Origin of the sequence: Streptomyces sp. KR55 (assembly GCF_052245645.1) — a bacterium.
GTDB classification, from domain to species: Bacteria; Actinomycetota; Actinomycetes; order Streptomycetales; family Streptomycetaceae; genus Streptomyces; species Streptomyces flavusporus.
Genome location: NZ_JBQQCE010000118.1, coordinates 1 through 23,068, shown reverse-complemented (window position 1 = coordinate 23,068; position 23,068 = coordinate 1). Strand labels below are relative to the sequence as shown.

General features: G+C 66.2%; 26 protein-coding genes and 4 pseudogenes. 10 read left to right on the top strand and 20 right to left on the bottom strand.

Going from position 1 to position 23,068, the window contains the following annotated elements:
• Positions 1-424 precede the first annotated feature (424 nt).
• The 8 genes from ACTWQJ_RS19145 to ACTWQJ_RS19110 form a co-directional block, all read right to left on the bottom strand.
• The gene (locus ACTWQJ_RS19145; protein WP_443307846.1) at positions 425-1,342 is read right to left on the bottom strand and encodes an NADP-dependent oxidoreductase; all 918 of its coding nucleotides are present in this window, start codon (positions 1,340-1,342) and stop codon (positions 425-427) included.
• Between the two features lie 336 nt (positions 1,343-1,678).
• A complete protein-coding gene (locus ACTWQJ_RS19140; protein WP_443307845.1) occupies positions 1,679-1,987 on the bottom strand; it encodes a DUF6510 family protein in 309 nt (102 codons plus the stop codon).
• Position 1,988: 1 nt separating this feature from the next.
• Positions 1,989-2,744 (bottom strand): ferredoxin reductase, encoded by a 756-nt coding sequence (locus ACTWQJ_RS19135; protein ID WP_443307844.1) that lies wholly within the window; start codon positions 2,742-2,744, stop codon positions 1,989-1,991.
• The gene (locus tag ACTWQJ_RS19130; RefSeq protein WP_443307843.1) at positions 2,714-3,313 is read right to left on the bottom strand and encodes a sulfite oxidase-like oxidoreductase; all 600 of its coding nucleotides are present in this window, start codon (positions 3,311-3,313) and stop codon (positions 2,714-2,716) included. The genes ACTWQJ_RS19135 and ACTWQJ_RS19130 overlap by 31 nt, the downstream gene beginning before the upstream one ends.
• 216 nt (positions 3,314-3,529) lie before the next feature.
• Positions 3,530-4,114: a sigma-70 family RNA polymerase sigma factor gene (locus ACTWQJ_RS19125; protein ID WP_443307842.1), complete on the bottom strand. Its 585-nt coding sequence runs from the start codon at positions 4,112-4,114 to the stop codon at positions 3,530-3,532.
• Between the two features lie 674 nt (positions 4,115-4,788).
• Complete coding sequence (locus ACTWQJ_RS19120) at positions 4,789-5,292, bottom strand: sigma factor (protein WP_443307841.1); 504 nt, start codon at positions 5,290-5,292, stop codon at positions 4,789-4,791.
• A 118-nt stretch (positions 5,293-5,410) separates the two neighbouring features.
• Positions 5,411-5,872, bottom strand: coding sequence for a DUF5709 domain-containing protein (locus tag ACTWQJ_RS19115; RefSeq protein ID WP_443307840.1), 462 nt, complete (start codon positions 5,870-5,872; stop codon positions 5,411-5,413).
• A gap of 187 nt (positions 5,873-6,059) precedes the next feature.
• A complete protein-coding gene (locus ACTWQJ_RS19110) occupies positions 6,060-6,407 on the bottom strand; it encodes a GNAT family N-acetyltransferase (RefSeq protein WP_443307839.1) in 348 nt (115 codons plus the stop codon).
• A 403-nt stretch (positions 6,408-6,810) separates the two neighbouring features.
• Here ACTWQJ_RS19110 and msrA point away from each other — a divergent pair, with 403 nt between their 5' ends.
• The gene (gene msrA / locus ACTWQJ_RS19105; protein WP_443307838.1) at positions 6,811-7,320 is read left to right on the top strand and encodes a peptide-methionine (S)-S-oxide reductase MsrA; all 510 of its coding nucleotides are present in this window, start codon (positions 6,811-6,813) and stop codon (positions 7,318-7,320) included.
• Between the two features lie 73 nt (positions 7,321-7,393).
• On the opposite strand, the gene trxA is transcribed toward msrA, so the two are convergent.
• A complete protein-coding gene (trxA, locus tag ACTWQJ_RS19100) occupies positions 7,394-7,723 on the bottom strand; it encodes a thioredoxin (RefSeq protein WP_443307837.1) in 330 nt (109 codons plus the stop codon).
• A 102-nt stretch (positions 7,724-7,825) separates the two neighbouring features.
• Positions 7,826-8,599 carry an SDR family NAD(P)-dependent oxidoreductase gene (locus ACTWQJ_RS19095; RefSeq protein ID WP_443307836.1) on the bottom strand — a complete coding sequence of 258 codons (774 nt, stop codon included), beginning with the start codon at positions 8,597-8,599 and terminating at the stop codon, positions 7,826-7,828.
• Between the two features lie 584 nt (positions 8,600-9,183).
• Between ACTWQJ_RS19095 and ACTWQJ_RS19090 the strand changes: the two genes are divergently transcribed.
• The 3 genes from ACTWQJ_RS19090 (at position 9,184) to ACTWQJ_RS19080 (ending at position 10,698) form a co-directional block, all read left to right on the top strand.
• Positions 9,184-9,531: an MFS transporter gene (locus ACTWQJ_RS19090; RefSeq protein ID WP_443307835.1), complete on the top strand. Its 348-nt coding sequence runs from the start codon at positions 9,184-9,186 to the stop codon at positions 9,529-9,531.
• Positions 9,532-10,255: 724 nt separating this feature from the next.
• Positions 10,256-10,441 carry a hypothetical protein gene (locus ACTWQJ_RS19085; RefSeq protein WP_443307834.1) on the top strand — a complete coding sequence of 62 codons (186 nt, stop codon included), beginning with the start codon at positions 10,256-10,258 and terminating at the stop codon, positions 10,439-10,441.
• Between the two features lie 59 nt (positions 10,442-10,500).
• Complete coding sequence (locus tag ACTWQJ_RS19080; protein WP_443307833.1) at positions 10,501-10,698, top strand: hypothetical protein; 198 nt, start codon at positions 10,501-10,503, stop codon at positions 10,696-10,698.
• Positions 10,699-10,927: 229 nt separating this feature from the next.
• On the opposite strand, the gene ACTWQJ_RS19075 is transcribed toward ACTWQJ_RS19080, so the two are convergent.
• Entirely contained in the window at positions 10,928-11,365 is a 438-nt protein-coding gene (locus tag ACTWQJ_RS19075) for a transposase (protein WP_443307832.1), read from the bottom strand.
• 202 nt (positions 11,366-11,567) lie between these two features.
• Here ACTWQJ_RS19075 and ACTWQJ_RS19070 point away from each other — a divergent pair, with 202 nt between their 5' ends.
• The 3 genes and pseudogenes from ACTWQJ_RS19070 to ACTWQJ_RS19060 all read left to right on the top strand — a co-directional run.
• Complete coding sequence (locus tag ACTWQJ_RS19070; RefSeq protein WP_443307831.1) at positions 11,568-11,843, top strand: alcohol dehydrogenase catalytic domain-containing protein; 276 nt, start codon at positions 11,568-11,570, stop codon at positions 11,841-11,843.
• Between the two features lie 544 nt (positions 11,844-12,387).
• Complete coding sequence (locus ACTWQJ_RS19065) at positions 12,388-12,717, top strand: hypothetical protein (RefSeq protein ID WP_443307847.1); 330 nt, start codon at positions 12,388-12,390, stop codon at positions 12,715-12,717.
• Positions 12,699-12,928, top strand: a pseudogene (locus ACTWQJ_RS19060) (glyoxylate carboligase); the annotation flags it as partial. The gene ACTWQJ_RS19065 and the pseudogene ACTWQJ_RS19060, both read left to right, overlap by 19 nt.
• Before the next feature lie 125 nt (positions 12,929-13,053).
• On the opposite strand, the gene ACTWQJ_RS19055 reads toward ACTWQJ_RS19060, so the two are convergent.
• From ACTWQJ_RS19055 to ACTWQJ_RS19030, 6 genes are all read right to left on the bottom strand, one after another.
• Positions 13,054-13,293, bottom strand: coding sequence for a hypothetical protein (locus tag ACTWQJ_RS19055; protein WP_443307830.1), 240 nt, complete (start codon positions 13,291-13,293; stop codon positions 13,054-13,056).
• A 530-nt stretch (positions 13,294-13,823) separates the two neighbouring features.
• Positions 13,824-14,297: a GNAT family N-acetyltransferase gene (locus ACTWQJ_RS19050; protein ID WP_443307829.1), complete on the bottom strand. Its 474-nt coding sequence runs from the start codon at positions 14,295-14,297 to the stop codon at positions 13,824-13,826.
• Positions 14,298-14,540: 243 nt separating this feature from the next.
• Entirely contained in the window at positions 14,541-15,275 is a 735-nt protein-coding gene (locus tag ACTWQJ_RS19045) for an SDR family oxidoreductase (RefSeq protein WP_443307828.1), read from the bottom strand.
• 10 nt (positions 15,276-15,285) lie between these two features.
• Entirely contained in the window at positions 15,286-16,059 is a 774-nt protein-coding gene (locus ACTWQJ_RS19040) for an SDR family NAD(P)-dependent oxidoreductase (protein ID WP_443307827.1), read from the bottom strand.
• A 74-nt stretch (positions 16,060-16,133) separates the two neighbouring features.
• On the bottom strand, positions 16,134-16,439 hold the full coding sequence (locus ACTWQJ_RS19035; RefSeq protein ID WP_443307826.1) for a DUF427 domain-containing protein: 306 nt from the start codon (positions 16,437-16,439) through the stop codon (positions 16,134-16,136).
• Positions 16,440-16,842: 403 nt separating this feature from the next.
• Complete coding sequence (locus ACTWQJ_RS19030) at positions 16,843-17,211, bottom strand: GNAT family N-acetyltransferase (protein WP_443307825.1); 369 nt, start codon at positions 17,209-17,211, stop codon at positions 16,843-16,845.
• A gap of 727 nt (positions 17,212-17,938) precedes the next feature.
• Between ACTWQJ_RS19030 and nhaA the strand changes: the two are divergent.
• Positions 17,939-19,819, top strand: a pseudogene (gene nhaA / locus ACTWQJ_RS19025) (Na+/H+ antiporter NhaA).
• A gap of 351 nt (positions 19,820-20,170) precedes the next feature.
• Here nhaA and ACTWQJ_RS19020 read toward each other — a convergent pair.
• Together ACTWQJ_RS19020 and ACTWQJ_RS19015 are read right to left on the bottom strand one after the other, a co-directional pair.
• A pseudogene (locus ACTWQJ_RS19020) lies at positions 20,171-20,269 on the bottom strand (DUF6114 domain-containing protein); the annotation flags it as partial.
• A gap of 859 nt (positions 20,270-21,128) precedes the next feature.
• Complete coding sequence (locus tag ACTWQJ_RS19015) at positions 21,129-21,269, bottom strand: hypothetical protein (protein ID WP_443307824.1); 141 nt, start codon at positions 21,267-21,269, stop codon at positions 21,129-21,131.
• A 296-nt stretch (positions 21,270-21,565) separates the two neighbouring features.
• Between ACTWQJ_RS19015 and msrB the strand changes: the two genes are divergently transcribed.
• Together msrB and ACTWQJ_RS19005 are read left to right on the top strand one after the other, a co-directional pair.
• Positions 21,566-22,036, top strand: a complete 471-nt coding sequence (gene msrB, locus ACTWQJ_RS19010) for a peptide-methionine (R)-S-oxide reductase MsrB (protein ID WP_443307823.1) — start codon at positions 21,566-21,568, stop codon at positions 22,034-22,036.
• A gap of 187 nt (positions 22,037-22,223) precedes the next feature.
• Positions 22,224-22,553: a hypothetical protein gene (locus ACTWQJ_RS19005; protein ID WP_443307822.1), complete on the top strand. Its 330-nt coding sequence runs from the start codon at positions 22,224-22,226 to the stop codon at positions 22,551-22,553.
• A gap of 317 nt (positions 22,554-22,870) precedes the next feature.
• Here the strand turns inward: ACTWQJ_RS19005 and ACTWQJ_RS19000 are convergent.
• A pseudogene (locus ACTWQJ_RS19000) lies at positions 22,871-23,068 on the bottom strand (IS5/IS1182 family transposase); the annotation flags it as partial.

Sequence of the window (23,068 nt, the reverse complement as noted above, 5' to 3'; positions counted from 1 at the left end):
GACCGAAGCGCTCCGTGCCCTCAAACGCCGACTGTCCGACGTCGTCTACCGAGCCCTCCAGCACGATGCCCAAGCGTCACACGACCACGTGAACACGCTCGCAGTGGCTGCTTGACATAGGAGTAATCGGACGTGACCCACGAACTCCCGCCACATGACGAGGCGTCAGCTGAGTATGCTCAGAAACCAGCCTCTGACCAGCAGCGATAGCGAAGTGCAACTGGAGTATTAACAGCGGCACCATACTGACGAGTCTCCAGGAAACAGAAGTTCGATAAGCCGACCCATGAAGCGGAACCATAACTACCCCGCTCCGTCGCTTCGGCGGCCCAATCCGACCCGGCGCACGCCCGTCAGGAGTTGACAGCTGCACCAGTTCCCCGTCCCATTCCTACCGGGACCCCGGTCACTGTCCCTGAGCCCTTTACGGACGAACGCGGATGATCGTCTTCCCCTTGACCCGCTCGGTCGGGTTGAAGGCGGCGACGGCATCGTCGAGCGCCGCCACGTTGCCGATGTTCGTCCGCAGTCGACCATCCCGGACCCGCTGGACGATCTCACTCAGTTGGGCGCGATCGGCCTCGACGACGAAATCCACCGCCAGGCCCTCGGCTGGCTGCGCCTCGGGCGGTCCAGCGATGCTCACCAGCATTCCTCCGGCTCGAACCAGGCCTGCGGACTGTTTCCCGATGTCGCCACCGATGACGTCGAAAACCAGGTCGACTCCGCCGACGTCTTTGAGGGCGTCGTTGTCGAGGTCGACGAACTCGTGCGCGCCGAAGTCGAGCGCCGTCTGACGGTCGGCGGCACGTCCGGTGCCGATGACGTGGGCTCCCGCCTCGCGGGCGAGCTGCGTCACCATCGATCCGACTCCACCGGCCGCGCCGTGCACGAGGACGCTCTGCCCCGCCTGGAAGCGGCCGTGCACGAACAGTCCCTGCCACGCGGTCAGACCGGCGATCGGCAGGCTCGCGCCCACGGTGAAGTCGACGTCGCCTGGCAACGGCGCGAGGTTACGTGCCTCGACGGCCACGTACTCCGCCAGGGTGCCGTCGCGCGTCCAGTCCGTGAGGCCGAACACCCGCTGGCCTACCGACAGCCCCCTCGTGCCGTAGCCGAGGACGGTGACCACTCCGGCCAGCTCGTGACCGGGAATCGACGGCGTGCGGTCGCGGCCGAGGCGATCGGTCCAGGTTCCAGGCCACGTCAGCTCGCCGGGAGTGAATCCCGATGCACGAACCTGAACGACGACATCGTTCCCCGCAGCCTCCGGTTCCGGCCGCTCTGCCAGTGTCATGCCGGCCGTTCCCGCGGCCTCATCTGTCACCACAATCGCCTTCATCAGGCACCTCTTTGTATCTAGTCATGGCCTGCACGGCACGTCGGTCCGCAGGCTATTAATGCCACCAAAGCTCAGCGTCTTACCACGCAGATCGAGCCGGTATTAGAGCGTGGCTACAGTGGTCCCGGTAGGACGGAACACGGAACTGGTACTACACAGTCTCAGATCTTCGAGTTCGTGACAGAACCTGATCAATTCGCGCTCAGCGACTGCGTGGGATACACCCCGCAGGCCGCTGTTCCCTATCTCGTCTCCGAGTGAGTGACCGCTTCCGATCACACGTGATCGGCCGCTCTGGAAGTGAGGCTAGTAGTACTAGCGGCGTTACGCGGGAACTCAGGCCTCTCCCAATGGAATTGCCAGCGAGGCCGCGCCGCTCATGTCGAGCCAGACCGCGTCCCTCGTGCGCGTCGTACGCAGCACGACTCTCCCGCACTGCTGGCAACGTGCGACGAGGCCCGGTGCATGCATGTACACGTGCAGGCGAGCGAAGGGGCCCGTGCAGCCGCAGTTGGCGCATCGGCTCGTCGCGGCGGTCACATCAACGGCGAAGACCTCGGACAGGGGCCCTGCCAGCGCGTTTCCGTCGACATACCCGCCATGGGCATCGGCCACATCGGGGCCGCCAGCCTCCACAGATGCCATCTCAACCTCCACTGTCGCCGAAGCGCTCGGTACGTACTCGCTCAGGTGCATGTCCCAGGAGCACCAGGTAGGCAGCCGTCTTCTCGACGAACGCCGTGGGCCCGCAGACATAGCAGGTCGGCTCGAAGTCGGGGGGCCAGCCGCCGCGGATCAAGTCCTCGGGGGTGATGCGCCCCGGCGGGCGCGGCGAGTCCGCGGGGGCCTCTCTGCTGTAGAGGTACGTCGTATCCAGCCCCGGCGCCCCCTTCCGGAGCTCCGAGCGATACAGCAGGTCCGAGGGGGTCCGCACTGCGTACAGCAGCCGGAACGGGACCCGGCTGCTGGCCGCCTCCCGTGCGCGGATCATGCACATCAGAGGCGCGAGTCCCGATCCGCCCGCCACCAGCAGAATCGGCTCCGTCTGCTGTTGCCTCCAGACGAACCAGCCGCCCACAGGCCCGCGCAGCTCCAGCTGGTCCCCGGGCACGAGCTCGTCCACGAGGTAGGGCGACACTTCCCCGCCGGGTGTGCGCTGGACTGTCAGGTCGAGGCTCCGGCCGTTGGGAGCCGAGGCGATCGAGTAGCTGCGCTGGGTGCTGTAGCCGTCTTCTGCGGTCAGTCGGACATCCACATGCTGTCCGGCCAGGTGCCCGGGCCAGTCCGGCAGGTCCAGTGTCAGGGTGACGGCCGTCGCGGACTCCACGCGCCGACCCGTTACTTCGGCGATCCGCCACCGGAGCCGATCGCCTAGTCTCCCTGGTACCGCTGTTCTCGCCATGGGTCTCCGTAGTTGTGGTAGCCGGCGCTCTCCCAGAAGCCGGGCACGTCGCTCTGTCGCAGCTCGATCCCGCGCACCCACTTCGCCGACTTCCACAGGTACAGGTGCGGGACCAGCAGCCGGGCGGGGCCACCGTGGTCGGGTGCCAGGTCGCTGCCCTCGTAGCCGTAGGCGATCCACGCTTTGCCGTCGATCAGGTCGGCGAGGGGGATGTTCGTCGTGTAGCCCCCGTACGAAGTGACGAGGGCGTGCTCTGCGGCCGTCTCCACGTCTGCGAGCAGAACGTCCAGGGACACGCCTTGCCATTTGGTGCCGAACTTCGACCACTTCGTCACACAGTGCAGGTCGACGGTCGGGGTCTCCGCTGGGAGTGCCATCAGGCCAGCCCAGTCCCATACGTGCTGTTGCCCGGCTTCCGTGGTCACGGACAGCTGCCAGTCGTCTTTCCGGATGCTGGGGGTGGGTCCGGCGGACAGCACCGGGAAGCTGGTCGTCTCGTACTGCCCTGGCGGCAGCTTCGTGCCCGCCGACGGCCTTCGGCCGTGGAAGCCGCGCGAGATGAACGCCATGCTCGCCGTCCTTGTCAGTCCGGGGCGGCCCTTGCGGGCCCCTTCGGAGATGAGCGCCCGGAGGACGTTACTTCTTACCGCTGGCCCCTCGTGAGTTCCTGGCGGCGCAGTCTTCTGCGTCCGTCCCGGGGGGCTGCCAGGCCCCCCCGGGACGTGTATGGCCGCGGTGCGAGCCCCCTGGTCAGCGCTGACCCAGCCGACGTAGTCCCTGCTGCATCAGCCCGCGGCGCTGAGATGTCCGTTGGCTATCAGCTGAGCTCGCAGTTTTTTGCGGGCGTCGAACATCGTCTTGTAGAGCGCGTTGCGGTTCGTCCCCAGCTCGCTGGCGAGCGTTTCCAGAGGGACCCCGTTGACGACGGCGGTGAAGACCTGCCGCTGGTGGGCGCTCAGTGCTGTCTCGACTGCCTTGCGCACAGCTTCGACCAGCTCCCGCGCCTGCCAATGGCTGACGGGGTCGACTCCGGAGCAGTCGGGTACTTGCGCCCATTCGTCCAAGTCGAACTGGGCATTTGAAGCACGCCAGAAATGGCGGCCCAGCTTGCTGGACACTTCAAGTACGACAAATCGAAATGCCCATGTGGTGAACCTGGCGTCGCCTCGAAATTCCTGGATTTTGTGCGTGATCCTCATCAGTGCGTCGGCGGCCGCCTGGTGAGCGAGATCGCTCAGCTCGGGCCCGGAAATTCGGTAACGAGGACCCCGGCGAAACACTTCGTCCATGGCGATCCGTACCAGCAGCTCGTGCAGCCGCGTGCAGGCCTGCTCGTACTGCGGCCCATGACTGTCCTCGAGCGCGTCCACCCAGGCGGCGGACTCCGGGTCGAGTTGCCTTCGGCCCTTGGCGGGCCCTGCTGCCGGGGCGCTGCCGCTGGTTCCGGCATGTGCATCCGGAGCCGAGTGGCACGTTCTTCTGACATCCGCAGAGTGCATGGCTTTCAATCCCCAGGTGATCTCGTGCGAACAAGCCAAGCACGAGACCATCTACAGGACGTCTACGCGAAGTCGTCGTTTTTCTTTCGCCGTGCGCGCATCCCGGTATTTCATCGGACGGGGTTTCCGGCGTATTTCGACGAGCGACTCGCGCGCGGTGTGAGGCGCGCTTTCCCGTACTGCCGCGACTGGCTGGTGAGCAGGCCGGCCGCGGAGCCTGCGACCCTCCACGCCGGTGGCGAGCGATCATGCCGTACGCAGCCCGGGCGCGTACTGCGGCAGCAGCCCACGCAGCTGCCGGCGTTTCCTGTGGATGCGCGACATCACGGTGCCGACAGGGGCTCCATTGTTTCCGCGATCTCGCGGTAGGAGAGATTCACGATGCGTTCCAGTGCGTATGCCTCGGCCGACTTCAGCACTCCGGAAGCGTAGGAGCCAAGACGTGCCAGCCGCTGACCTCCGACGTCGGATTAAAAGCACAGGTGCGGTCTGCACTGCTGTCTGCGACGGGCAGGTATGTGTTGATTGATCATGATCTTGTTCATCTAGGCCGCGAAATTCGTGCCTGGTCGAAACTGGTCCAGGAGGCGTACGCGCGTGTACGCCTCCTGGACCAGTTCTTCAGCGTCTGCTGCGTGGTGGGTCATGCGCCAGGCGGCGCCGTAGAGGTGCGGCGATGAGGGGGCTTCTCCTCGAATCTCGTACGGCGCTGAGCGAGGCTCTCCCGCTGGCTGCTGGTGCCCGGTCCCGGTTGCATCGTTTTCACAGTCGCTGCCTCTCTCAACGCCCAGGCACGCCGACTGCCGCCGACGTGCGGTTTCAGCCCGCTTCGTCCAGTCCAGGGCGTGGCACCTGGCCCGGCTCCTCCGCAGCGGTCCCGGCGAACTGGTCTGGTGCAGCGTTGGGTCCGAACGGCCCCAACGCCTGCAGAGGCTGCTTGACGTGTCTGACCTGGTAGCCGCCGCCGGGCTGAAAAAACGGGGCACGGTGCATGCCGTCCCGGCGGCGGTGGGTCTCCGTGGATGCGCCTGTCCTGGGCGGGCCGACATACGGCCTGCCAGACCGGCTGCGGAGGGCCAGGGAACCCTCCCTGGTTCAGCGCCCCTTCGGGCCGGGCAGTTCGGACTCGTCGCTGCCTTCCTGGCCCGGTCGGGGGAAGGCGGTCGCTCAGGAGTCCTCTTGGGTGTCAGGCACCACATGGACAGCCGCCTCCTCGGCGGAGGCGGCACCGTTGTCGACGCCCACGTCCCGCGCCCAGTAGCCGTCGCCGTCATATCCTGCGGCGAGAACGCCCGTGTCCCAGCCGAGGAGGCGTCCCGCTCGCTCGTCGCCGACCTGGTCGTCGATGAGCTCTCCGTCTGTGCCGATCGTGTCGCCGAGCCCGTCGCCCTCGTCCGGTGCACTGACTTCCGGCACCTCGCGCCTGAGCCGATGCGCGAGGTCCTCGTGGGAGCCGCCCTCCCTCGCAGTGACACCCCAGTCGTTGACGGCGAGAGGTGCATCGGCGGGTGAGTAACCCCGGTCCAGGACATCCTCTCCCAGCTCGTCCTCGTCGTACTCCTCCTGCGAGCGCAGAGGGTTGGAAGCGGCCAGGTCTTCGTAGGACGCGAAGTTGTCTGGTGAAGTCATTACGGCCTCCATGCCGTCGGAGCCCCGCGACATCTCGGTGCTGGCGCCTCGGTGGCGGCGCGGCGGGAGAAGGCCATTCAAGCGGCTCGATGTCGACGAGGCGTCTATCCGGCATAGTCGCCCAGGCGGCCGGCCATCGGCTCCAGCCAAGTAGTGAGGACGCCCCCAGGGCTGCCCCGCTGCACTCCTACCCTCCGGACCGGCCCCAGCTGCCGGGGTGGTCGGAGTCGATCAGCTGCTTGTATCCGGGATTCTCCTCGATGAACCGGTCGACCACCGGGCAGTAGTTGGTGATCGTCGTTCCCTTGGCGGCGAGGTCGTCGAGAGCGAAACGAATCAGTAGCTTGGACCAGCCCCTGCCGCGGTATTCCTCTCGGATAGTCGTGTGGGTCAGCACCCGTCGCGAGCCGGCCGTCTCGTAGACGAGCAGGCCCACCGACTGATCGCCATAACGCAATTCGTAGAAACGTCCATCGGGATTGTCCTTGATCTCGACGCGACCGTCGTCTGCTGGGCCCGGTTCTCTACTGGTCATTGCGGTCTCATTCCTGTGTTGCATGGCTCGACACGCTGCTGAGCAGGTGCACGCATGTATTTGTTTCGAGGGGACGGTCCAAGGCAGCAGCGTATGCCTGCACGCAACGGGTTTCGGATGTCCGGGCTGTCCTGGAGCCGCCTCCGGGGCAAGGGACTCCGCTGCGGCATGGGCAGGTTCGGAACCCCCTGTAGGGCACGCTGGCCTGGCACCTGCTGACGCCGGGTAAGGAGTTCGCGGCCGAGGCAGCTAACGGTGAACGAGCCGGCGGTTCGACGCCGCAGAGTCGAGGTCCCCCGTCTGGTTATCGCGACCGGGCGAACGGGCGGGCCTCGTCCATCGAGGCCGGTCTCGTGTCGGACGGTCTCAGTCAATTCCGACCTCGCAGAAGGGGGAACACAACGTGGTACCAGAAAAGGGGTATGCCGTGTTGGCGGGCGGATGTTTCTGGGGCATGCAAGAGCTGTTCCGCTGGTTCCCGGGTGTCGTGGGCACCCGTGTCGGCTACACCGGCGGCGAGGTGGTGGAACCGACATACCGAAACCACGGGAACCATGCGGAGGCGGTCGAGGTCACCTACGACCCGTCCGGGACGGACTACCGAAGCATCCTGGAGTTCTTCTTCCAGATCCACGACCCCACCACGTTGAACCGGCAGGGCAATGACATCGGCTTGACCTTCAGGTCTGTCATCTTCTACCTGGACGCGGAGCAACGACGCATCGCAGGGGCGGTGATCACGGACTGCGACGCGTCTGGATTATGGCCGGGGAAGCTGGTTACCGAGGTCGTCCCGTCCAGCACGTTCTGGGAAGCGGAACCCGAGCACCAGAACTATCTCCAGCGCCATCCGGACGCGTACATGAGCCAGTACATCCGAAAAGACTGGAAACTGCCCCGAGCGTCGGCCTGACCGGCTCGCGCCTGCCGCAGCGTGTCACAGCAGGGGTGGGCGGGTCAGGCCGACGTACCCCTTCAGGGCCCGGTCACCTCAGGAACTCCAGCAGGTCCTGTTCCAGGGCCGACTTGGGCCTGGCTCCGATGACCGTCTTGACGACCCGGCCATCCCGGTAGACGTTGAGCGTGGGGATGGACCTGACGTCGTACTCTTCGGCGGTGCGGGGGCTCTCGTCGACGTTCAGCTGGACGATCGTGATCTTGTCACTGTGCTCGGCGGCGAGTGCCTCGAGGACTGGCGCTACAAGGCGGCAGGGCCCGCACCACTCGGCCCAGAAATCGACGAGCACGGGTTTGCTGCTCTTGAGTACCTCGTCCGCGAAGGTCTCGTCGGTCACGCTTCTCAGATTGCCTGCCATGCGGGCTCCTTCGTGCGCTGGTGGCTTTGATCGACGCCTTTCGGTTGCCCCGCCCGGGGCGGGTGCCAGGTGGCGGTCCCGGGCGGGGCGTGAGGGGTGCGCCTAGTTGCGGCCTGCCATGAACCCGCCGTCGACGTTGAGGATGGCGCCCGTGGTCCAGCTCGAGGCCGACGAGAGGAGGAAGACGATCGCGGAGGCCAGGTCCTGCGGGGTGCCGACCCGGCCGAGCGGGTGGAGGTCACCCAACTGCTCCATCGCCGCGTCCAACTGGTCCTTCGGGAAGACCTTCTCGAACAGGGGCGTCTTGGTGACGGCGGGAGCCACAGCGTTCACACGGATGCCCTCTCCGGCGAGCTCCATGGCCAGGTTGTGCGTGAGGGCGTGCAGGCCCGCCTTGGCCATCGAGTAGGCCGACGACGGTGTCGCGGCGAGGGCCTGGTGCGCCCACATGCTGCCCACGTTCACGATGGCGCCGCCCTGACCGCCGGCGACCATACCCCGGACGATGGTCTGGGTCAGGAAGAAGGCCGCCCTGTTGAGGTCGTGATAGGCGTCGTAGTCTGCGACCTCGTGGTCGAGGAAGGGCTTGGGCACGAAGAACCCCGCCGCGTTGACGAGGAGGGTGGCTTCGGGGTGGTCCTCCGCCAGCTGCTTCTGTGCCTCGACGACCTGATCCCGGTCCGCCAGGTCGGCTGCGATCGACCATGCGCTGCCGGAGCGCGACAGGCTTGCCACGGCGTCGTCGAGTTTCTGCCCCGGGCGGCCGACGATCACCGCGCTGCCGCCCTCCGCGATCACGTTCTCGGCGGTCTTGAGGCCCATGCCGCTGGCGCCGCCGATCACGACGAGTTTCTTGCCTTCGAAGTCAGTGGCCACCCGAATCACTCTCCAGTAAGCAGCGAACGAACACTTCTTGCCTGTTTTGGATTCGACCCTGCCACGGCGGGGTCTACGGCAGCTCTACAAAGCCTCTACGGCGCCAATCGCAGTGGCTCCGTGATCCGGCAATCGGAAACTGCATAGGTCCGTCCTGCCTGCCGTTTCTGCCCTCTGCGCATTGCTGCGCGATAACGGCCTGTGCGGGAGCCGCGAGCAAGCCACTGTACGGTCTACTGCCATCAAAGGCAGTGCCGGCGCTGAGCGCGGGACACTGCCGTCCGCACGCTGCCCCGCCCGGCGGCCGGTCAACTCTGTCCGCCGGCTCGGTGGTTAACCTGCGTGTTTTCGCCTGCCGTGGCGTCCGGGTCTTGACCGGAAAAGCAAAAGTGCTCTCTGGGCTGGGAAGATGGGGCTTGTCGAAGGTCTCTGTCATCCCAGCAGCAGGAAGGCACTTTCTGCGTGCACGCTACCGGGTCGCCAGGATGCCGAGACTGGCACACGCGTCGCGGTCCTGCCCGACCGCGACGCGAAATGTGTGGGTCTTCCTCGCGACGGGCGCCGTCTCAGGCGAGGTCCGTGCGGTGCTGGTCTGCACCAATGTGGTGTTGATGGCCACAGCAAGCGCACCGTCACCGATCTCCCCGCTGTACCGGGAGCGCTGGGGTCTGTCGGTCACGATGCTGACGGTGATCTTCGCCGTGTATGCCGTGGGCCTGCTCGGTGCCCTGCTGACGGACGGATCGCTGAGCGATTACCTGAGCAGTCGCCGGGTGCTGGTCGCCGCCCTTTTGGTGGCGGCGGCCGGCACAGCGGTCTTCTGGACGGCTGATGGTGTCGTCTCCCTCGTGATCGCCCTGGTAGTGCAAAGCATCGCCACGGGCGGTCTTGCCGCCGGACTGGTCGAGTTCTCACCCAAGCAACGTCCGTAGTTGGGGCCCACGATGACAGGGGTGGGCACGGGTATCGGCATGGCCACTGGTGCGGGTGTGGTGGGGCTGCTGGTTCAGTCGACCTCACGTCCCGACGCATACGGCTTTCACGTCCTTACGCCGGCCTTCGTCGTTCTGGCCGCGCTCGTCCTCACGATCCCTGAGACGCGCGCCCCGCGAGCGGGCGGACTGGCATTGTTGCGGCTGAGAGTCCGGGTTCCCCGGTGTTGGCCATCGGCGGCGGCCCCCATGCCGGACGATCACGCGCTCGTAGGCCCACCGGCGATCCGATACGCACGGGCTGGGAAAGCGGACTTCACAGCGAACGGACCCGCTGCTGAGCGCGCCGCAGTGAGTGGACCCCGGCATGGGGTTGTCCTAGGGATGGTGGCTCCCTGCCCCAACGACCGCATCAAGCTGCCTGCCCCGGGAGCTCTACGCACCGGAGGCCGTCGCGTCGGGGGCGTGCGCCACACAGTACTTGCAGGCAGGCCGCCCATCCCAAGCCCGAAAGCGGAGTGCCGCTGCGGAGCGGCTCAACTCTCCACGACGGGCGCCGATCCCGCGTAGATGAGCTGTAGATCAAAGCTGCAATACCATTTGTGGAGAAACAACGTTCTGATCGGCCCTGCGCTAACCCGCGCTTGCCAGGTGTATCAGTTTCAACGAGAGCCAGCGTGAGGCTGGGTCTGAACTGTTCCCGGACAGGAATTCGGAGGACATCGTGAGCAATGCCAACTCTACGGTGCAAGGGGATGCTCAAGCGGCGCTTTTCGAGGCCATCGCGTCTCAAGCGCGACAGCAGGAAGGGCACAAGGATCATGGAGCGGTAGCAGCCGCCTTGAAGGACCTGGCAGAGGCGTTTGCCTGGGCTGCGAACCAGCACGAGAGCCCGGTTGCCAACCCTTGAATGGCCGATCTCTCACGCTGAGCGACGCCCGTCACACTTGTTCGAACATGGGAGACACGATGTCTGAAAGCGCTGACGACGATGAGTGGGGAGAGCAAACGCCAGATGCGGTCCTCCATACGGGCACGGAACAGTTGCCCGACCCGGAAGATGTAGTACTGGCGTCTGGTCACGACATCACACCGGAGAGGCTTGAACAGGCGCGCCGCCTTCTCGACGAAGAGGGCGCTGCCGGTGTGGAAAAGTTGCTCCCTTGAAAGAGCACCGCAGAGACGCCCGGGAGCGGCCAGGCTGCTCCCCGCCTACACCGCGTAAGAGCTTGTAACAGGATCATCAGCCCAAAGCGAGGAAGGCGTCGTGGAGTTCGAGGCGTCGTTCCCATCGCACGGCAGGGTGGTTGGAACTGATGGAGCAGGGCGGAGGTCTGCTCGACGACGTAGCGGAGTTTGCCCAGGCCCTTGATGTTCGGGGCGCCCTTGCGGGAGATCACCGGCAGGGTCCGGCGGCGTCGCTGTTCGCAGCGCACGGCCTTCGAGTCGTACGCCTTGTCGCCCGGGAGGGGTCCGGACTGCGGACCGGTTGCCGCGCCCCCCATTGCGGCCGGATGTGGGAGCCGTCCACACACGTTCTTGACCAGTCGAGCTCGCCGGCCGCGTTCCACTCGGCGAGCAGGATGCGGTGCAGCCGGTCGAAGACGCCGGCCTGCTGCCGGCGGTCCAGGCGCCGCCGGCAGGTCTGTCCGGAGCCGAACCCCAGCTCCAGCGGCAGGAGCGCGATGTCGTTGAACAGGACGTACAAGATGCCCGGCAGACACAGCCTGTCCGGCACCGGCCTGGCCCCCGGCGACCGCTCCGGCCAGGGCGGCAGCGACAGCTCGATCAGCAACCACAAGTCATCGTCGACGATCCACGGGCGCGTACTCACACCCCAACGCCGGATCATCACACCGGCCACGCCGGCCAGCACATCTCCACAAGATCGCGTTACGAACTCTAAGGAAGAGTGATAAAAGCAAGCGGAGTCTCCGCGCCCGGGGCGACGGAGGTCATCCTCCTCAACTTTCCTGAACCTCCGCCGCCCGGCAAGGCCAGGTCCTCATCGCGGTCGAGGCCGCCGACGTGGGGCCGTGGGACAAACTGCTGAGCAACGGCGGCTGGGATGTCGGCCTGCGGCCCCCGCTGTACTGGGCGTCGAGGGCGTCGGCCGGATACGCGCTGTCGGCCCCGGTGTCCAGGGGACCTCCGTCGGTGACCGTGTAGTGGCGCATGGGGCGCCGCTTCCGGGCGGCAGAGGCTTCTGGGCCGAGCAGGTCCTTGTCACCGCCGCCCACACAGCCCCCGTCCCCAACGAACTGGAACACGCCGCGGCGGCCGCACTCCCCGTCAACGGCCTCACCGCATAGCAGGCCCTGGAGGCGCTGGGGCTCACCACAGGGCAGCGCCTCCTGATCACCAACGGAGACGGCAGCACCGGCTCCCTGGCCATCCAGCTGGCGGCGGCCGCCGGTGTGGAGGTGACGGCAACAGCCTCGCCGTCCGCCGAGGTCATCGATTACCACGACCCGACCTGGCCTGCACGAGCACAGGGCGGGGTTCGATGCGGCCCTCATCGCCGCGCCCGGCACGGCAGCGACCGCCCTGTCTCATCCGCAACCGCGGGCAACTGTGCTCACTGACCTCCGACGTGCCCAACCCCGAGCGGGGAATCACCAGTACCAACCTCTATGTACGGCCTGACTCCGCGCAGCTCACCCGGCTCACAGTCGACCTCGCACAAGGGCCGCTCTGTCTCACCCCCGAACCTCTGCCTCTGCTGGTCGAAGGTGCTGATCACTAAGTCGAGTTGCTTGACAGCCGCGCGGGGTCGCCGTCCTCGTCAATGGTGCTGTCGGTGAACCGTGTGAGCTCGACGTGGAGCTTGGCCAGCGTCTGCACGAGGGGGCAGGTGTGACCCCCGCACACTTCCCCTCACGACCACTACAAGCTGACGTCGATGGCCAGGCGGGGATCCTCGACCTCGACGCGGAAGTCCTCGCCGAGCACATGGACGCCATCACCCGGTGGCTGCCCGTGCAGGAATCATCCGGCGAGATCGTAGATCTGGGGAGACTGGGGGTGCCTCTATATCCTTCGTCAAGCCCGAGCTGGTCATGCGACGGCTGCTTCGGGGGTGCGTGGTTCGTAGAAGATGCCGTCGCGGAGCACGGCGAAGAGCACGCTGATGCCGTGGCGGGCGAGGCAGAGGAGGGCCTGGGTGCTGCAACACAAACCGCGTGACCGATCGGAACGATCTGGGCGCCGCCCTCGAACACGCCAAGAAGCTCACCGTGGAGCACCAGGTGCTGGTCATCGTCGAGGCGATCCTGGAACGCGTCACGAACATCTCGATGTCCACACCACGAACGACATCCGCAACGTGGTCGAGTTCGAGGAGATCGCGACGGAGCCGGACCACGCGCCGACGTCGATCAAGAAGCTGAAGGTCTGACGGGCCGAATGCGCGAGGGCGGCCGCATCGGGTAGATGGGGCGGCCCCTCTATCTGTGTTTCTGGACCCAAAGCGGCGAGAACAACAGGGCCTTGCAACGGACAGAGATCAGCAGGCGTCCCGGCTCATTCCTCCGGGTGTTCGGAAAGACCCGGCCACTCGTCCGGTCCACCCCCCTGCCATTCGATGAGGTCACTCTCCTCGACCGCGATCCGATCGAGGTCGGCAAGTCGGAGAATCTCGATGACGTCATCCAGATGGGAGGCGATCCCCAGGATCACGTCACCCCCGGTAACTCGGCGGGAGCCGTCAAGCGCTGGGCTGTGCACCACGATGTGCGGAAAATGGGGCGATGCCTGCGGCATGACTAACCTCGCTGTTTCGGCTGGGTACGGCGGAAATATGAAAGTGCCTTCCTGGCCTGGGACGATGAACCTTGCTGGGGAGCTCGGTCGGTCCAAGCGGAGGGCACTTTATGCATGCAGACTCGGGTTGCGTCCCAAGGTCCATGTCAGTGCCGATGGTTCAGGGTGGTCGGGCATGCCGGGCACGGTTGTCGGCGGATCCCGCTGATGTCACCGGGCTGCCCCCGCCTACCCGGCCGTTCGCAGGCCGCTTCGGCAGGGTGGGACCAGACACGATCCGGGCCGGATCGCCACCGACCTGGCGGTGATGCTCACCAACAGCGGCGAAGCCATCGCGGACCTGACCTGGCCTGCTCGAGCGCGGCCACGACATTACGCCATGCCTGCCGCGCTTCTGATGGTGAGCCGACGAGGCGTCAAGTCTGTCTAGGGCGAATGAACACGTCGGCCCTACCCTCGTGACCGTGCTGTGGTACACGTGTCGCGCGCTTCGGATGCGTGACAGGCAACCACGTCTGAACGCCGGACAACTACGCCAGGTCGTGCTCGATCGCGGTGAGCTCCTCGTCGTGGCCGCCTTCCGCGGGTTCGTGCTTGGGGTAGGCGCCGGCGCCGGGATGGACCTTATCGATGAGGTCGGCGTACTCGGGGTTGCGGTCGATGAACTCACCCACAACCGGGCAGATGATGGTGATCTTCTTCCCGCTCTCGCGGATCTCGTCCAGCACGCGAGAGACGAGTTCTGTGGCGACCCGATGTTTGCGGTAGGCGGGGTCGACCCAGGTCGTAAGCAGCACAACACGGCCGCCCACGAAACGGTACGAGAGCTCGCCGATCGCTTCGGGACCGAGGGCGGCGATCCAGCGACCGTGCTCCGCATCGTTGAGGACATCGAGCTCCCAGCTGGACTCCACCTCGCTGAGACTTTTCTCGTCCAAAGCAGCGATGAGTGCAGCGTTGTTTTCTTCACGGGCAGACGCCTCGGCCTCGAGATTGATCGTCATTGTCACACCTTCTGTCGGGGGAGCCGATAGCCGGGTTTAAGGCAAACGAGTGTGGCCTTTGATTACTTCCGGGTGTTTGGGGTCGATGAGGTCGGTGTGCTCCGGTTTGTTCTCCACGGCGAGGATCGACCATGTGCTGTGGATGGTCAACCCGGGAAGAACACGGCGGTGTCCGTCCCGGCCTGACCGGCTGGCCGTACGGCCGGGGCTCGCACCGTGGAGGTCGTGCGGGCTCCGTCTCAGTCACCGCGCGAGCCAGTCCCGGTAGGTGGTCCTGGCGATGACGGCGTCGCCCTGGGCGATGAGAACGTCACTCGAGGCGGCGGCGTATATGCCGGCGTTGTTGTCGGTGACGACGCTGCGTTGGTCGCCACGGACGGCCAGGGTGATTCGGCCCAACTCGTCGAGCGTGAAGACCTCAGGGCCGGCGACGTTGCGGATGCCGCGCAGCGGGACGCCCACGCAGACCTCGGCCACGGCCCGGGCGACGTCGGCCGAGGCTATGGGCTGGATGCGCGTGGCGGGCAGGCGGACGGTCTTGTCGTCGGAGGTCCACGACATCACCGCGTCCATGAACTCGAAGAACTGCGTGGCGCGGACGATCGAGTACGGCACGGGACCGGCCTTGAGGATGTCCTCCTGCAGAACCTTGGCGTGGTAGTACACCAGGTCCGGTACCAGGTCGGCGCCGACAATCGAGAGGACCACCGCGTGGCCCACACCGGCGGACCTGGCGGTCAGCAACAGGTTGTCCATCGTCGTCCGGAAGAACGCGGGCGAGGCCTCATCGAAGGTCGGCGAGTCCGTCAGGTTCACGACGATATCGGCTCCCGCCAACGCCTCGGGCAGGCCCTTCCTGCTCAACAGGTTCAGTCCGGTGGACGGCGAGTGCGGCACCGCCTCGTGCCCGCCCGCGTTCAGGATCTTCACCACCTGCGATCCGATAAGCCCGGTCCCACCGATAACAGCGATCTTCATGTGTGGACCCTTAGTTACGTCCGCCCATGACCCCGCCGTCAACGTCGACGATCGCACCGGTCATCCAGCCTGCCTTGTCCGAAAGCAGAAACGACACCATGTTCGCGACATCTTCCACGGTGCCGACCCGGCCCAGCGGGTGCATACTGGCAAAACTATTCACGGGGTCGTCGAGTTGCTCTTCGGGAACCAGACGGAAATGCGGAGGTGTCTTCACCGCTGCCGGTGCAACCGCATTGACCCAAATCGCATGCGGCGCCAGCTCAATCGAAAGCGCTTTCGTCAGTGAGTGCAGGCCGCCCTTCTGCACGGAGAAGCCGGAGTGTGGCGTCGCCGCTATCCCTTGGTGTGCCCACATCGCGCCGATATTGACGATCGAACCGCCCTTACCCTCAGCGACCATCCCGGCAACGACGGTCTGGGTAATGAAAAACATCGCGCGGTTCAGTTCGTTGAATGAGTCGTAGAAAGCTTCGTCATATTCGCTGAATGCTTTCGGAGTGAAAATTCCCGCTCCGTTCACCAGTAAACTCGCATCGGCATGCTCGGCGGCAAGCTGCTTTCGAACCTCAGGCACCTGGGCGCGGTCGGTCAGTTCCGCCTCGATACCCCATGCCCTACCGTGCTGCGACAGCGTTTCCACTGCCATCCTCAGATTGTCCGGGTTTCGGCCGGTAATCACGGCGCTGCCACCCCCGGCAAGCACCTGCTGCGCCGTAGCCAGACCAATACCGCTACTACCACCGACAACGACGATCTTACGGCCCTCGAAGTCTTCACTCATGAAATTGTTCCTCCCTACTCAACTAGATCTTGCAGTCAGGTATGTGGCATCTGCTGGCAGTGCGGTGTGCCTTGTCAGTTCTCGACCCTGACCTGGCGCACATCGAAGGCGACGTAGCCGCTGAAGTCGCGACCGACACGGTTCGCCGCCGACTCCTTGATGTTCGGGTAAGACCAAGCCCCGTCTCTGAGCGCCATGTCGCCGACCACAACGTCGTGATACTGCGCCGTCCCCTTCCAGGGGCAGGTGTAGGGGGTTGGGCTGTCGCGGAGCGCGCCGGCTGCAACTGAGTCCGGCGGGAAGTAGACATTTCCCTCGATACTGACTACCGCCTCGCTCGGGGCCTCGGCCACAACGGTCTCCCCAACCACTGCCTTCATCAGTCTTTCCCCTCATCGATCCCTTTGCTTGGGCCACATCCGCCCTCGTGGCCGACCGTGTTAGCCCAGAGGCACCAATCCCCTGCGCGATGGCTCTCCAAGTCGCGATCACCGGTTGAGACGGCGGGCTTCAGTCGGGCGTCCAGTTGGCACAGCCAGAGCCAGCTCGCGTGTTCGCCCAGAGGTTAGTGTCAGGTCGGGCTCCGCTTCTTACCCGTGTCTTGACACCACGCGGCCGATCGGGGAGACATGAGCTCATCGGCGTTGGCCACACGTGCCGGATCACCCTGGCCTCCGGCTGGGTCGCTGCACTTCCGCCACCAGGAGTAGGAGTTCGAGGCGGCACGACGTGAGACCGCGATGGGGCTCGTCCGAGGGAGCTCCTGATTGCGACCCGGTAGTCTCAGCCACCGGCCTTCGCGCGTGCTGACTCGGCAGCAGCACGATCGGAGTAGCCCGGGTGTCGGGCGTCGATCAGATCGGCATAGGTGGTCGTCCGCGAGAGGTAGTCGGCCACAAAGGGGCAGATCGCGGTGATCGTGCCCTCGCGGGCGCGGATCTCGTCGAGCACTCGCCGAACCATCGCGCCCGCCACGCCCTGATGTTGATGACTCGACTCCACCTCGGTGTGCAGTAGGGCGTACCGGTTGGGCTTCAGATGGGTGTAGTAGAGCCAGCCGACTAGATCGCCGTCGCGGTAGAGCTCAAAGCGGACTTGATCGATGTCGTCGATCAGCTCCTCGGTTACCGGCACCTGTTCTTCGCTGCTCATCAACCCACACCTCCAAGGTGTAGTTACGTCGCGCATTCGGGCAGGCCCCCACTTCGGACCTTGAGGTCCAGTATCACGCGTCTCTACTCGTAAAGTGTGCCGTAAGTTGGACTAGGTGGTCCGTTCGCGTGCCCTAGTGAGAACTGCTCGGGGCCACCGACTGGAGGCGAACGAAGCGAGAAGAGAACATGGAGCAATCACCGGCCGCGGTTGAGGTACGCAAGGACGAGACCACGCGCCTCTACCAGGCACTGCTCAACGGCCAAGTCGTCGGTAACGCGGCTTACGAGACCACCGGCGGACGAGTCACGCTCACCCGCTCTTACGTGGACCCAGACCAACGGCATCGGGCATCGTGTCGGCCCTGGCACGCTACGCCCTGGAAGACCTGACTCAAGGTCCGGCCAAGGTTGGCATCTACTGCAATTCTGTCGCTGACTACGTCCAAGCCCGCCCCGAGTGGAAGGACGCCGTCGACATCAACCGCTCGGCTTTCATCGCCACTCGCACCGCGCGAGACACGACCAGCGGGCGCTCGCGCTCCGGATGGCCCACACGTCGTCATCGGGCCTGAGCTCATCGTCACTTCGAAGGGTGGGTATCCGGCATTGGTGAGCCGCCTGTGGAAGGTCCGGGCCGGCTGTTGAAGGATTGCACAGAATGAACGGAACGCTCGTCCGCTTGTTGTCGGCGTCATGACGCCGAATCCACACGATGCGAGGTTGCCATGGCCCCTCCGCCCGGCGCCTACACGGGGCAAACCGTGTGCGGCCAGGACACGCACACCCCGCTGCGTGACTTCCTGCGGACCGAGACCGGGAGCGCCGCCGTCCTGGTCACCGCGGCACTGGTCGCGCTCGTCTGGGCCAACACGGCACCGCACGCGTACGAGGCGTTCTGGCACACCCACCTCTCGGTCCGGCTCGGCTCCTACGGGATCTCGCTCGACCTGCGCGAATGGGTGAACAGCGGCCTGATGACCGTGTTCTTCCTCGTCGTCGGCCTCGAGGCCCGCCGCGAGTTCGACATGGGCGAGCTGCGCGACCGCAAGCGGCTCGCGCTGCCCCTGGCCGCGGGCGTCAGCGGGATGCTCGTCCCCATCGCGATCTACCTCGCCGTCAACGCCGGCCACGGCACCGCTCAGGGCTGGGGTGCGGCGATGTCGACCGACACCGCTTTTGCCCTGGGCATGCTGGCCGTCGTGGGCCGCGGTATGCCGGCCGGGCTGAGGGTCTTCATCCTCACCATCACTGTCGTCGACGACTTCCTGGCCCTGGCCGTCATCGCCGTCGCCTACAGCGACCGCATCCGGCTGCCCGCGCTGCTGGCCGCCGTCGGTACCTTCGCAGTGATCCTCTGCGTGCGGAGGCTCGGCGTGCGCCGTGGCGCCGTGTACGCGGTGCTTGCGGTCATCGCCTGGGTGGCCCTGCTCGAATCGGGCGTGGATCCCGTGGTCATCGGCCTCGCGATGGGTCTGCTCACCTACGCCTACCCGGCCTCCAGAAGCGACCTGGAGCGCGCCACCAGCCTCTTCCGGCTCTTCCGCGAACAGCCCACCCCGGAACTGGGCCGCCACGCACGCGCCGGAATCGTCTCCGCGGTCTCCCCGAACGACCGGCTGCAGCGCATTTACCATCCCTGGGCGAGCTATGCCGTCGTCCCGCTCTTCGCTATGGCCAACGCCGGTATCGAGGTCAGCGGCGACCAGCTGTCACGGGCCTTCGGCTCGCCGATCACCCTGGGCATCCTCCTCGGCTACGTCCTCGGCAAACCTCTCGGCATCGTCGGAGCCTCGGCACTCGCCACCTTCCTGTCGCGTGGCCGGGTACGGCCGCCGGTCGGCTGGGGAGCCGTGACGGCCGGCGGCACCCTGGCCGGAGTTGGCTTCACCGTCTCCCTGCTCATCGCGACGCTCGCCTTCGACGGCACCCGGCTGGAGGACGCCAAGACGGGCATCCTGACGGCCGTCCTCGCCTCGTTCCTGACCAGCCGCCTCGTCACGGCCGTGATCGGGGCGCTTCCCGGCCCGGCACGGCTGCGAGCCCTGCTCGGCCGGGCCGAGACCATCGTCGACCTCGCGGTCCCGGTGGACCTCGACCGCGATCACATCCGCGGCCCGCGCTGGGCGCCGGTGACCGTGGTGGAGTACGGCGACTAAGAGTGCCCGTTCTGCGGGCAGGCCGAATGTGTCGTACGCGATCTCCTTGGGGACTTCGAGGGCGTGCGCTACGTATGGCGGCACCTTCCGCGCGTGGACGTGCACGTCCACGCCCAGCTCGCCGCGGAGGCGGCCGAGGCCGCGGCGGCGCAGGGACGGTACTGGGACATGCACGACCTGCTGCTTGGCCACCAGGGCGCCCTGCGCGCCGACGACCTGCGCGGCTATGCGATGGAGATCGGACTGGACGTGGCCCGCTTCGAGCGGGACCTGCGGTCGCACGCCGGTGCGGCACACGTCGCCGAAGACGTCGACTCGGCCGATCTCAGCGGTGTGACGGGCACACCCACGTTCTTCGTCAACGGCCGCAGGCACCACGGCGCGTACGACATCGCGAGCCTGTCGGCTGCGGTGAGGGCGGCCCGCGAGCGGGCAGCGGTCGCCGCGTGACGCGTCCCTCGATGACGCCGACGGTGTCGTCGATCGCCATATGCGGTACTTGGCTCGCCGACAAATCGAGCAAGGTTTCGGAGACGGGCTTGGTCCCGTGTCCGTGACCGTTTCGATCAGCGGAGAGTACAGGCGTTGCCTTGCGCGGTGCGTGGGGTGCACCGGTCGGGTCGGACCGGTACGGGTGTCAGATGCCGCTGTGACCGTGTTCTGCCGGGACGTTGGCGGGCGCCTCGTCCGGCGCGACCGTCGCGGGCGGCAACGGCGGGGCGGCGGGGCGGCAGGAGGAAGTTGCCAGGCGCAGGAGAGGGAGCCGCCGATGATGGCGGAGATCAGTCCGAGGAAGAGGCCGCTGAAGTTGGCGACGGGGAGGGAGATCAGGGTGAGGAGCAGGGTGGTGATCCCCGCGAACATGTGATGGTGCGGCTGGTACCAGAGGCAGAGCCCCAGAACAACGAGCAGAACGCCGATGACCAGGGATCGGGCGCCGGACGTGGTCGACAGGGCGAGCGGGATCCCGCCCGGGTTCAGCTTCGTCTAGGGCCAGTAGACGATCGGCGGACCGGCCTCGAACGTGAGCAGCGCGGCCCAGAAGGGATGTTCACCACGCCAGGTGGGGCATCTGCGCCGGATGTCGGCCGTGGCGATGCGTGGTGTGCTTGGTGTACGTACTGTCCTCACTGGCCGTCGCTCCTGGTCGTAGGGATGCCGAGACCGACGACGGTTCGTTGCTGGGCGAATAAGCTCGCCGCGGACGCTCACGACTGGTCGAAGCTCGAGTCGGTCCGCGTTGTTGCTCAGCAACACGCCTATGACTCCAACCAGCCGCGCGACGCGCGTCGGCGCTGGGCTGAGCTGTCGCCGCTGGTGAACAGGCGCATGCGGGGCACTGGCGCCGAGGGATGAGCGCGCGAACTCCAGCAGGACGCCATGCTGTGAACCTGGGTGATCGACCACCTCGATCCCGCCAGCGAGAACTCCGACTGGAGTCCAGAGGCCCTGGGGGCCGACACGCTCGCCGCACCGGCGTCGGATGTGCACCCCGATGTCCCGGACGGCGTAAGGGGGTGAGCACGGCCGGGTCCAGCTGGTGGCCATGACGACCTGCGGGAGCTGGCCGACGTTCCGACCGCGAACCGTGTGCGCCAATCCGCTCAGCGAGCACCGTGACGCTCACATCGCCGTACGCACATGGAGGCGTATCGCGTGTCGTATCTGCCGTCGCTGCCGCCGGACGCGGCGCTGTTGCAAGTGTTCCGGGCCTGTCCGGCCACTGCTCGACTACCCCCAGGCGCTGGTGCGCAGCTTGTCACTGCTCACCGTCGGGGCGCGAGAACTGATCGCTGCCTATGTGTCCGGGCTGAGCGCCTTCGACTACGGCCACGAGTATGAGGAAGCCGGGCGGTTCCCGCAGCGCCACGTCCCGGGCGCTGGTGAAGGGTGTGCCCATGCGGGGGTGGACCAGGGACCGCAGGATATTGACCAGTGCGGTGCCAGGGGAACATGCCGTGGCCCAGCCCGAAGAGCGCTCCCTTCACCAGCTGCTGAGGTCGACGGCGAGGAACAGGGCCCAGTAGCCAACACCTAGGCGGGCGCCCAGGGGTTGCCGCAGCTGGGCGTAGCCCCACCGCCCGCTCACCGGCAGTGTCGAGTGACGTGCATGTCCCGTCGCGAGGTAAGGAAACGGTAGCGCGTGACGCGAAAGCCTAGAAGTGACGATGCAGCCACGTGGCCTGGGAGGTAGGCATGCCGGAGTACCGCAAGAGCCCAGAGCGCATCGCGCAGCTCACAGAACAGCAGTACCGCGTAACCCAGCGGGACGAGACGGAGCCATCCTTCGCCAACCCTTTCTGGGACAACAAGGCCCCCGGCATCTACGTGGACATCGTGTCAGGGGAGCCCCTGTTCTCCTCGGCGGACAAGTACGACAGCCGCACAGGGTGGCCCAGCTTCACGAAACCCCTGGAGCCCGACCACGTCGTCGAGCGGCCCGACACCAGCCACGGAATGGTACGTGTCGAAGTCCGGTCGGTGAACGGGGACAGCCACCTCGGACACTTGTTCCCCGACGGACCCGGCGAGAGGGGCGGGCTGCGGTACTGCATCAACTCAGCTTCCTTGCGCTTCATCCCTGTTGAGGAGCTGGAGAGGGAGGGCTACGGCCAGTACCTGAGCATGTTCCAGATGCCGGAAGGCAGCGCCACCGAAATCCAGTGAGCGGCCGTCCACAAGCAGTCCGAGAGCGGCTGCTCGGCCGCCGCCTTGCACGCCAAGAGAGACAGGCTGCGATACCCGGAGGCAGAACGCCATCGTCCTCCTCGCTGCCGCGACTCCTGTGCGGCGACATGCCTTGAACCACCACAGCTCACAAAGGGCCAGCTTGGGCCCACGGGAGGTCCCTTCAGTGACCAAGAACCTCGACGGCATTTCAGCCGAAGACGGCGCACCTGTGCCGGCCGGGGAGATTCCGGCCGCTCTCACCGCAGGGCGCCTCGTCTACAGCGACGGAGCGACGCAGACCTTCGACTCCGACGGCGCCACTCGCTACTTCGAGAGCGGACGGGAGAGTGAGGGTACATGGTCCGTCGACGAGGACGGCCATTTCTGCTCGTTCTGGCCGCCGTCCTACCGGGCCTCTTACGACCTGCGCTGGGTGGTGGAGGGGGGAGAGGTCGTCGGCCTCCGGTTCTCGGATCTGCGCAGCGGAAGCCGATTCGACGGCCGATACCAGTGAACGCCGGACATGCCCCTGGACTCTGTCGGGGATCTTGGGGATCCCCGGTGGGGCAGCATGATCAACGGGCATGCTCGGCTCTGTTCAAGGACCGATGCAGTTGTCGAGGTGCCCGTTGTCGCTCCACGCCCGTTCTGGTGAGCAAGTCCCTTCTCTGACCGTGCAGATGGCGCGGGCGAGCAACCCGGGCGGTACAACGGCGATGTGGGTGAGAGACCACCTGGGCGGGCTGTGGCGTGACGAGGACTTCGCCGACTGGTACCCGCGCGACGGCCGCCCGGGGCTCTCGCTCGCCTAGGGCCTGTCTTCGGTTGTGATCAACAGGCTTTCAGGAGGCTGCCGATCCAGATGGTTGCTGCGCGGAGATGGAGTCCGGCGAGGTAGCTCTCGGGCGTCTTGTCATAGCGGGTGGCGATGCCTCGCCAGGCCTTCATCCTGTTGATGGCGCGCTCAACCGTGTTGCGATCGCGGTAGAGGTCGGTGTCGTGGGTGATGGGGCGGCCGCCTTGGCTGCC

Coding starts and splice junctions, on each gene's coding strand:
- ACTWQJ_RS19030 (WP_443307825.1), bottom strand. CDS start 17,211: ATGAGCAGCGAAGAACAGGTGCCGGTAACCGAGGAGCTGATCGACGAC.
- ACTWQJ_RS19045 (WP_443307828.1), bottom strand. CDS start 15,275: ATGAAGATCGCTGTTATCGGTGGGACCGGGCTTATCGGATCGCAGGTG.
- ACTWQJ_RS19055 (WP_443307830.1), bottom strand. CDS start 13,293: ATGCCGCAGGCATCGCCCCATTTTCCGCACATCGTGGTGCACAGCCCA.
- ACTWQJ_RS19115 (WP_443307840.1), bottom strand. CDS start 5,872: ATGACTTCACCAGACAACTTCGCGTCCTACGAAGACCTGGCCGCTTCC.
- ACTWQJ_RS19120 (WP_443307841.1), bottom strand. CDS start 5,292: ATGTCGGCCCGCCCAGGACAGGCGCATCCACGGAGACCCACCGCCGCC.
- ACTWQJ_RS19050 (WP_443307829.1), bottom strand. CDS start 14,297: ATGACGATCAATCTCGAGGCCGAGGCGTCTGCCCGTGAAGAAAACAAC.
- ACTWQJ_RS19135 (WP_443307844.1), bottom strand. CDS start 2,744: ATGGCGAGAACAGCGGTACCAGGGAGACTAGGCGATCGGCTCCGGTGG.
- ACTWQJ_RS19035 (WP_443307826.1), bottom strand. CDS start 16,439: ATGAAGGCAGTGGTTGGGGAGACCGTTGTGGCCGAGGCCCCGAGCGAG.
- ACTWQJ_RS19145 (WP_443307846.1), bottom strand. CDS start 1,342: ATGAAGGCGATTGTGGTGACAGATGAGGCCGCGGGAACGGCCGGCATG.
- ACTWQJ_RS19080 (WP_443307833.1), top strand. CDS start 10,501: ATGTCTGAAAGCGCTGACGACGATGAGTGGGGAGAGCAAACGCCAGAT.
- ACTWQJ_RS19140 (WP_443307845.1), bottom strand. CDS start 1,987: ATGGCATCTGTGGAGGCTGGCGGCCCCGATGTGGCCGATGCCCATGGC.
- ACTWQJ_RS19130 (WP_443307843.1), bottom strand. CDS start 3,313: ATGGCGTTCATCTCGCGCGGCTTCCACGGCCGAAGGCCGTCGGCGGGC.
- ACTWQJ_RS19110 (WP_443307839.1), bottom strand. CDS start 6,407: ATGACCAGTAGAGAACCGGGCCCAGCAGACGACGGTCGCGTCGAGATC.
- trxA (WP_443307837.1), bottom strand. CDS start 7,723: ATGGCAGGCAATCTGAGAAGCGTGACCGACGAGACCTTCGCGGACGAG.
- ACTWQJ_RS19015 (WP_443307824.1), bottom strand. CDS start 21,269: ATGGGCACACCCTTCACCAGCGCCCGGGACGTGGCGCTGCGGGAACCG.
- msrB (WP_443307823.1), top strand. CDS start 21,566: ATGCCGGAGTACCGCAAGAGCCCAGAGCGCATCGCGCAGCTCACAGAA.
- ACTWQJ_RS19040 (WP_443307827.1), bottom strand. CDS start 16,059: ATGAGTGAAGACTTCGAGGGCCGTAAGATCGTCGTTGTCGGTGGTAGT.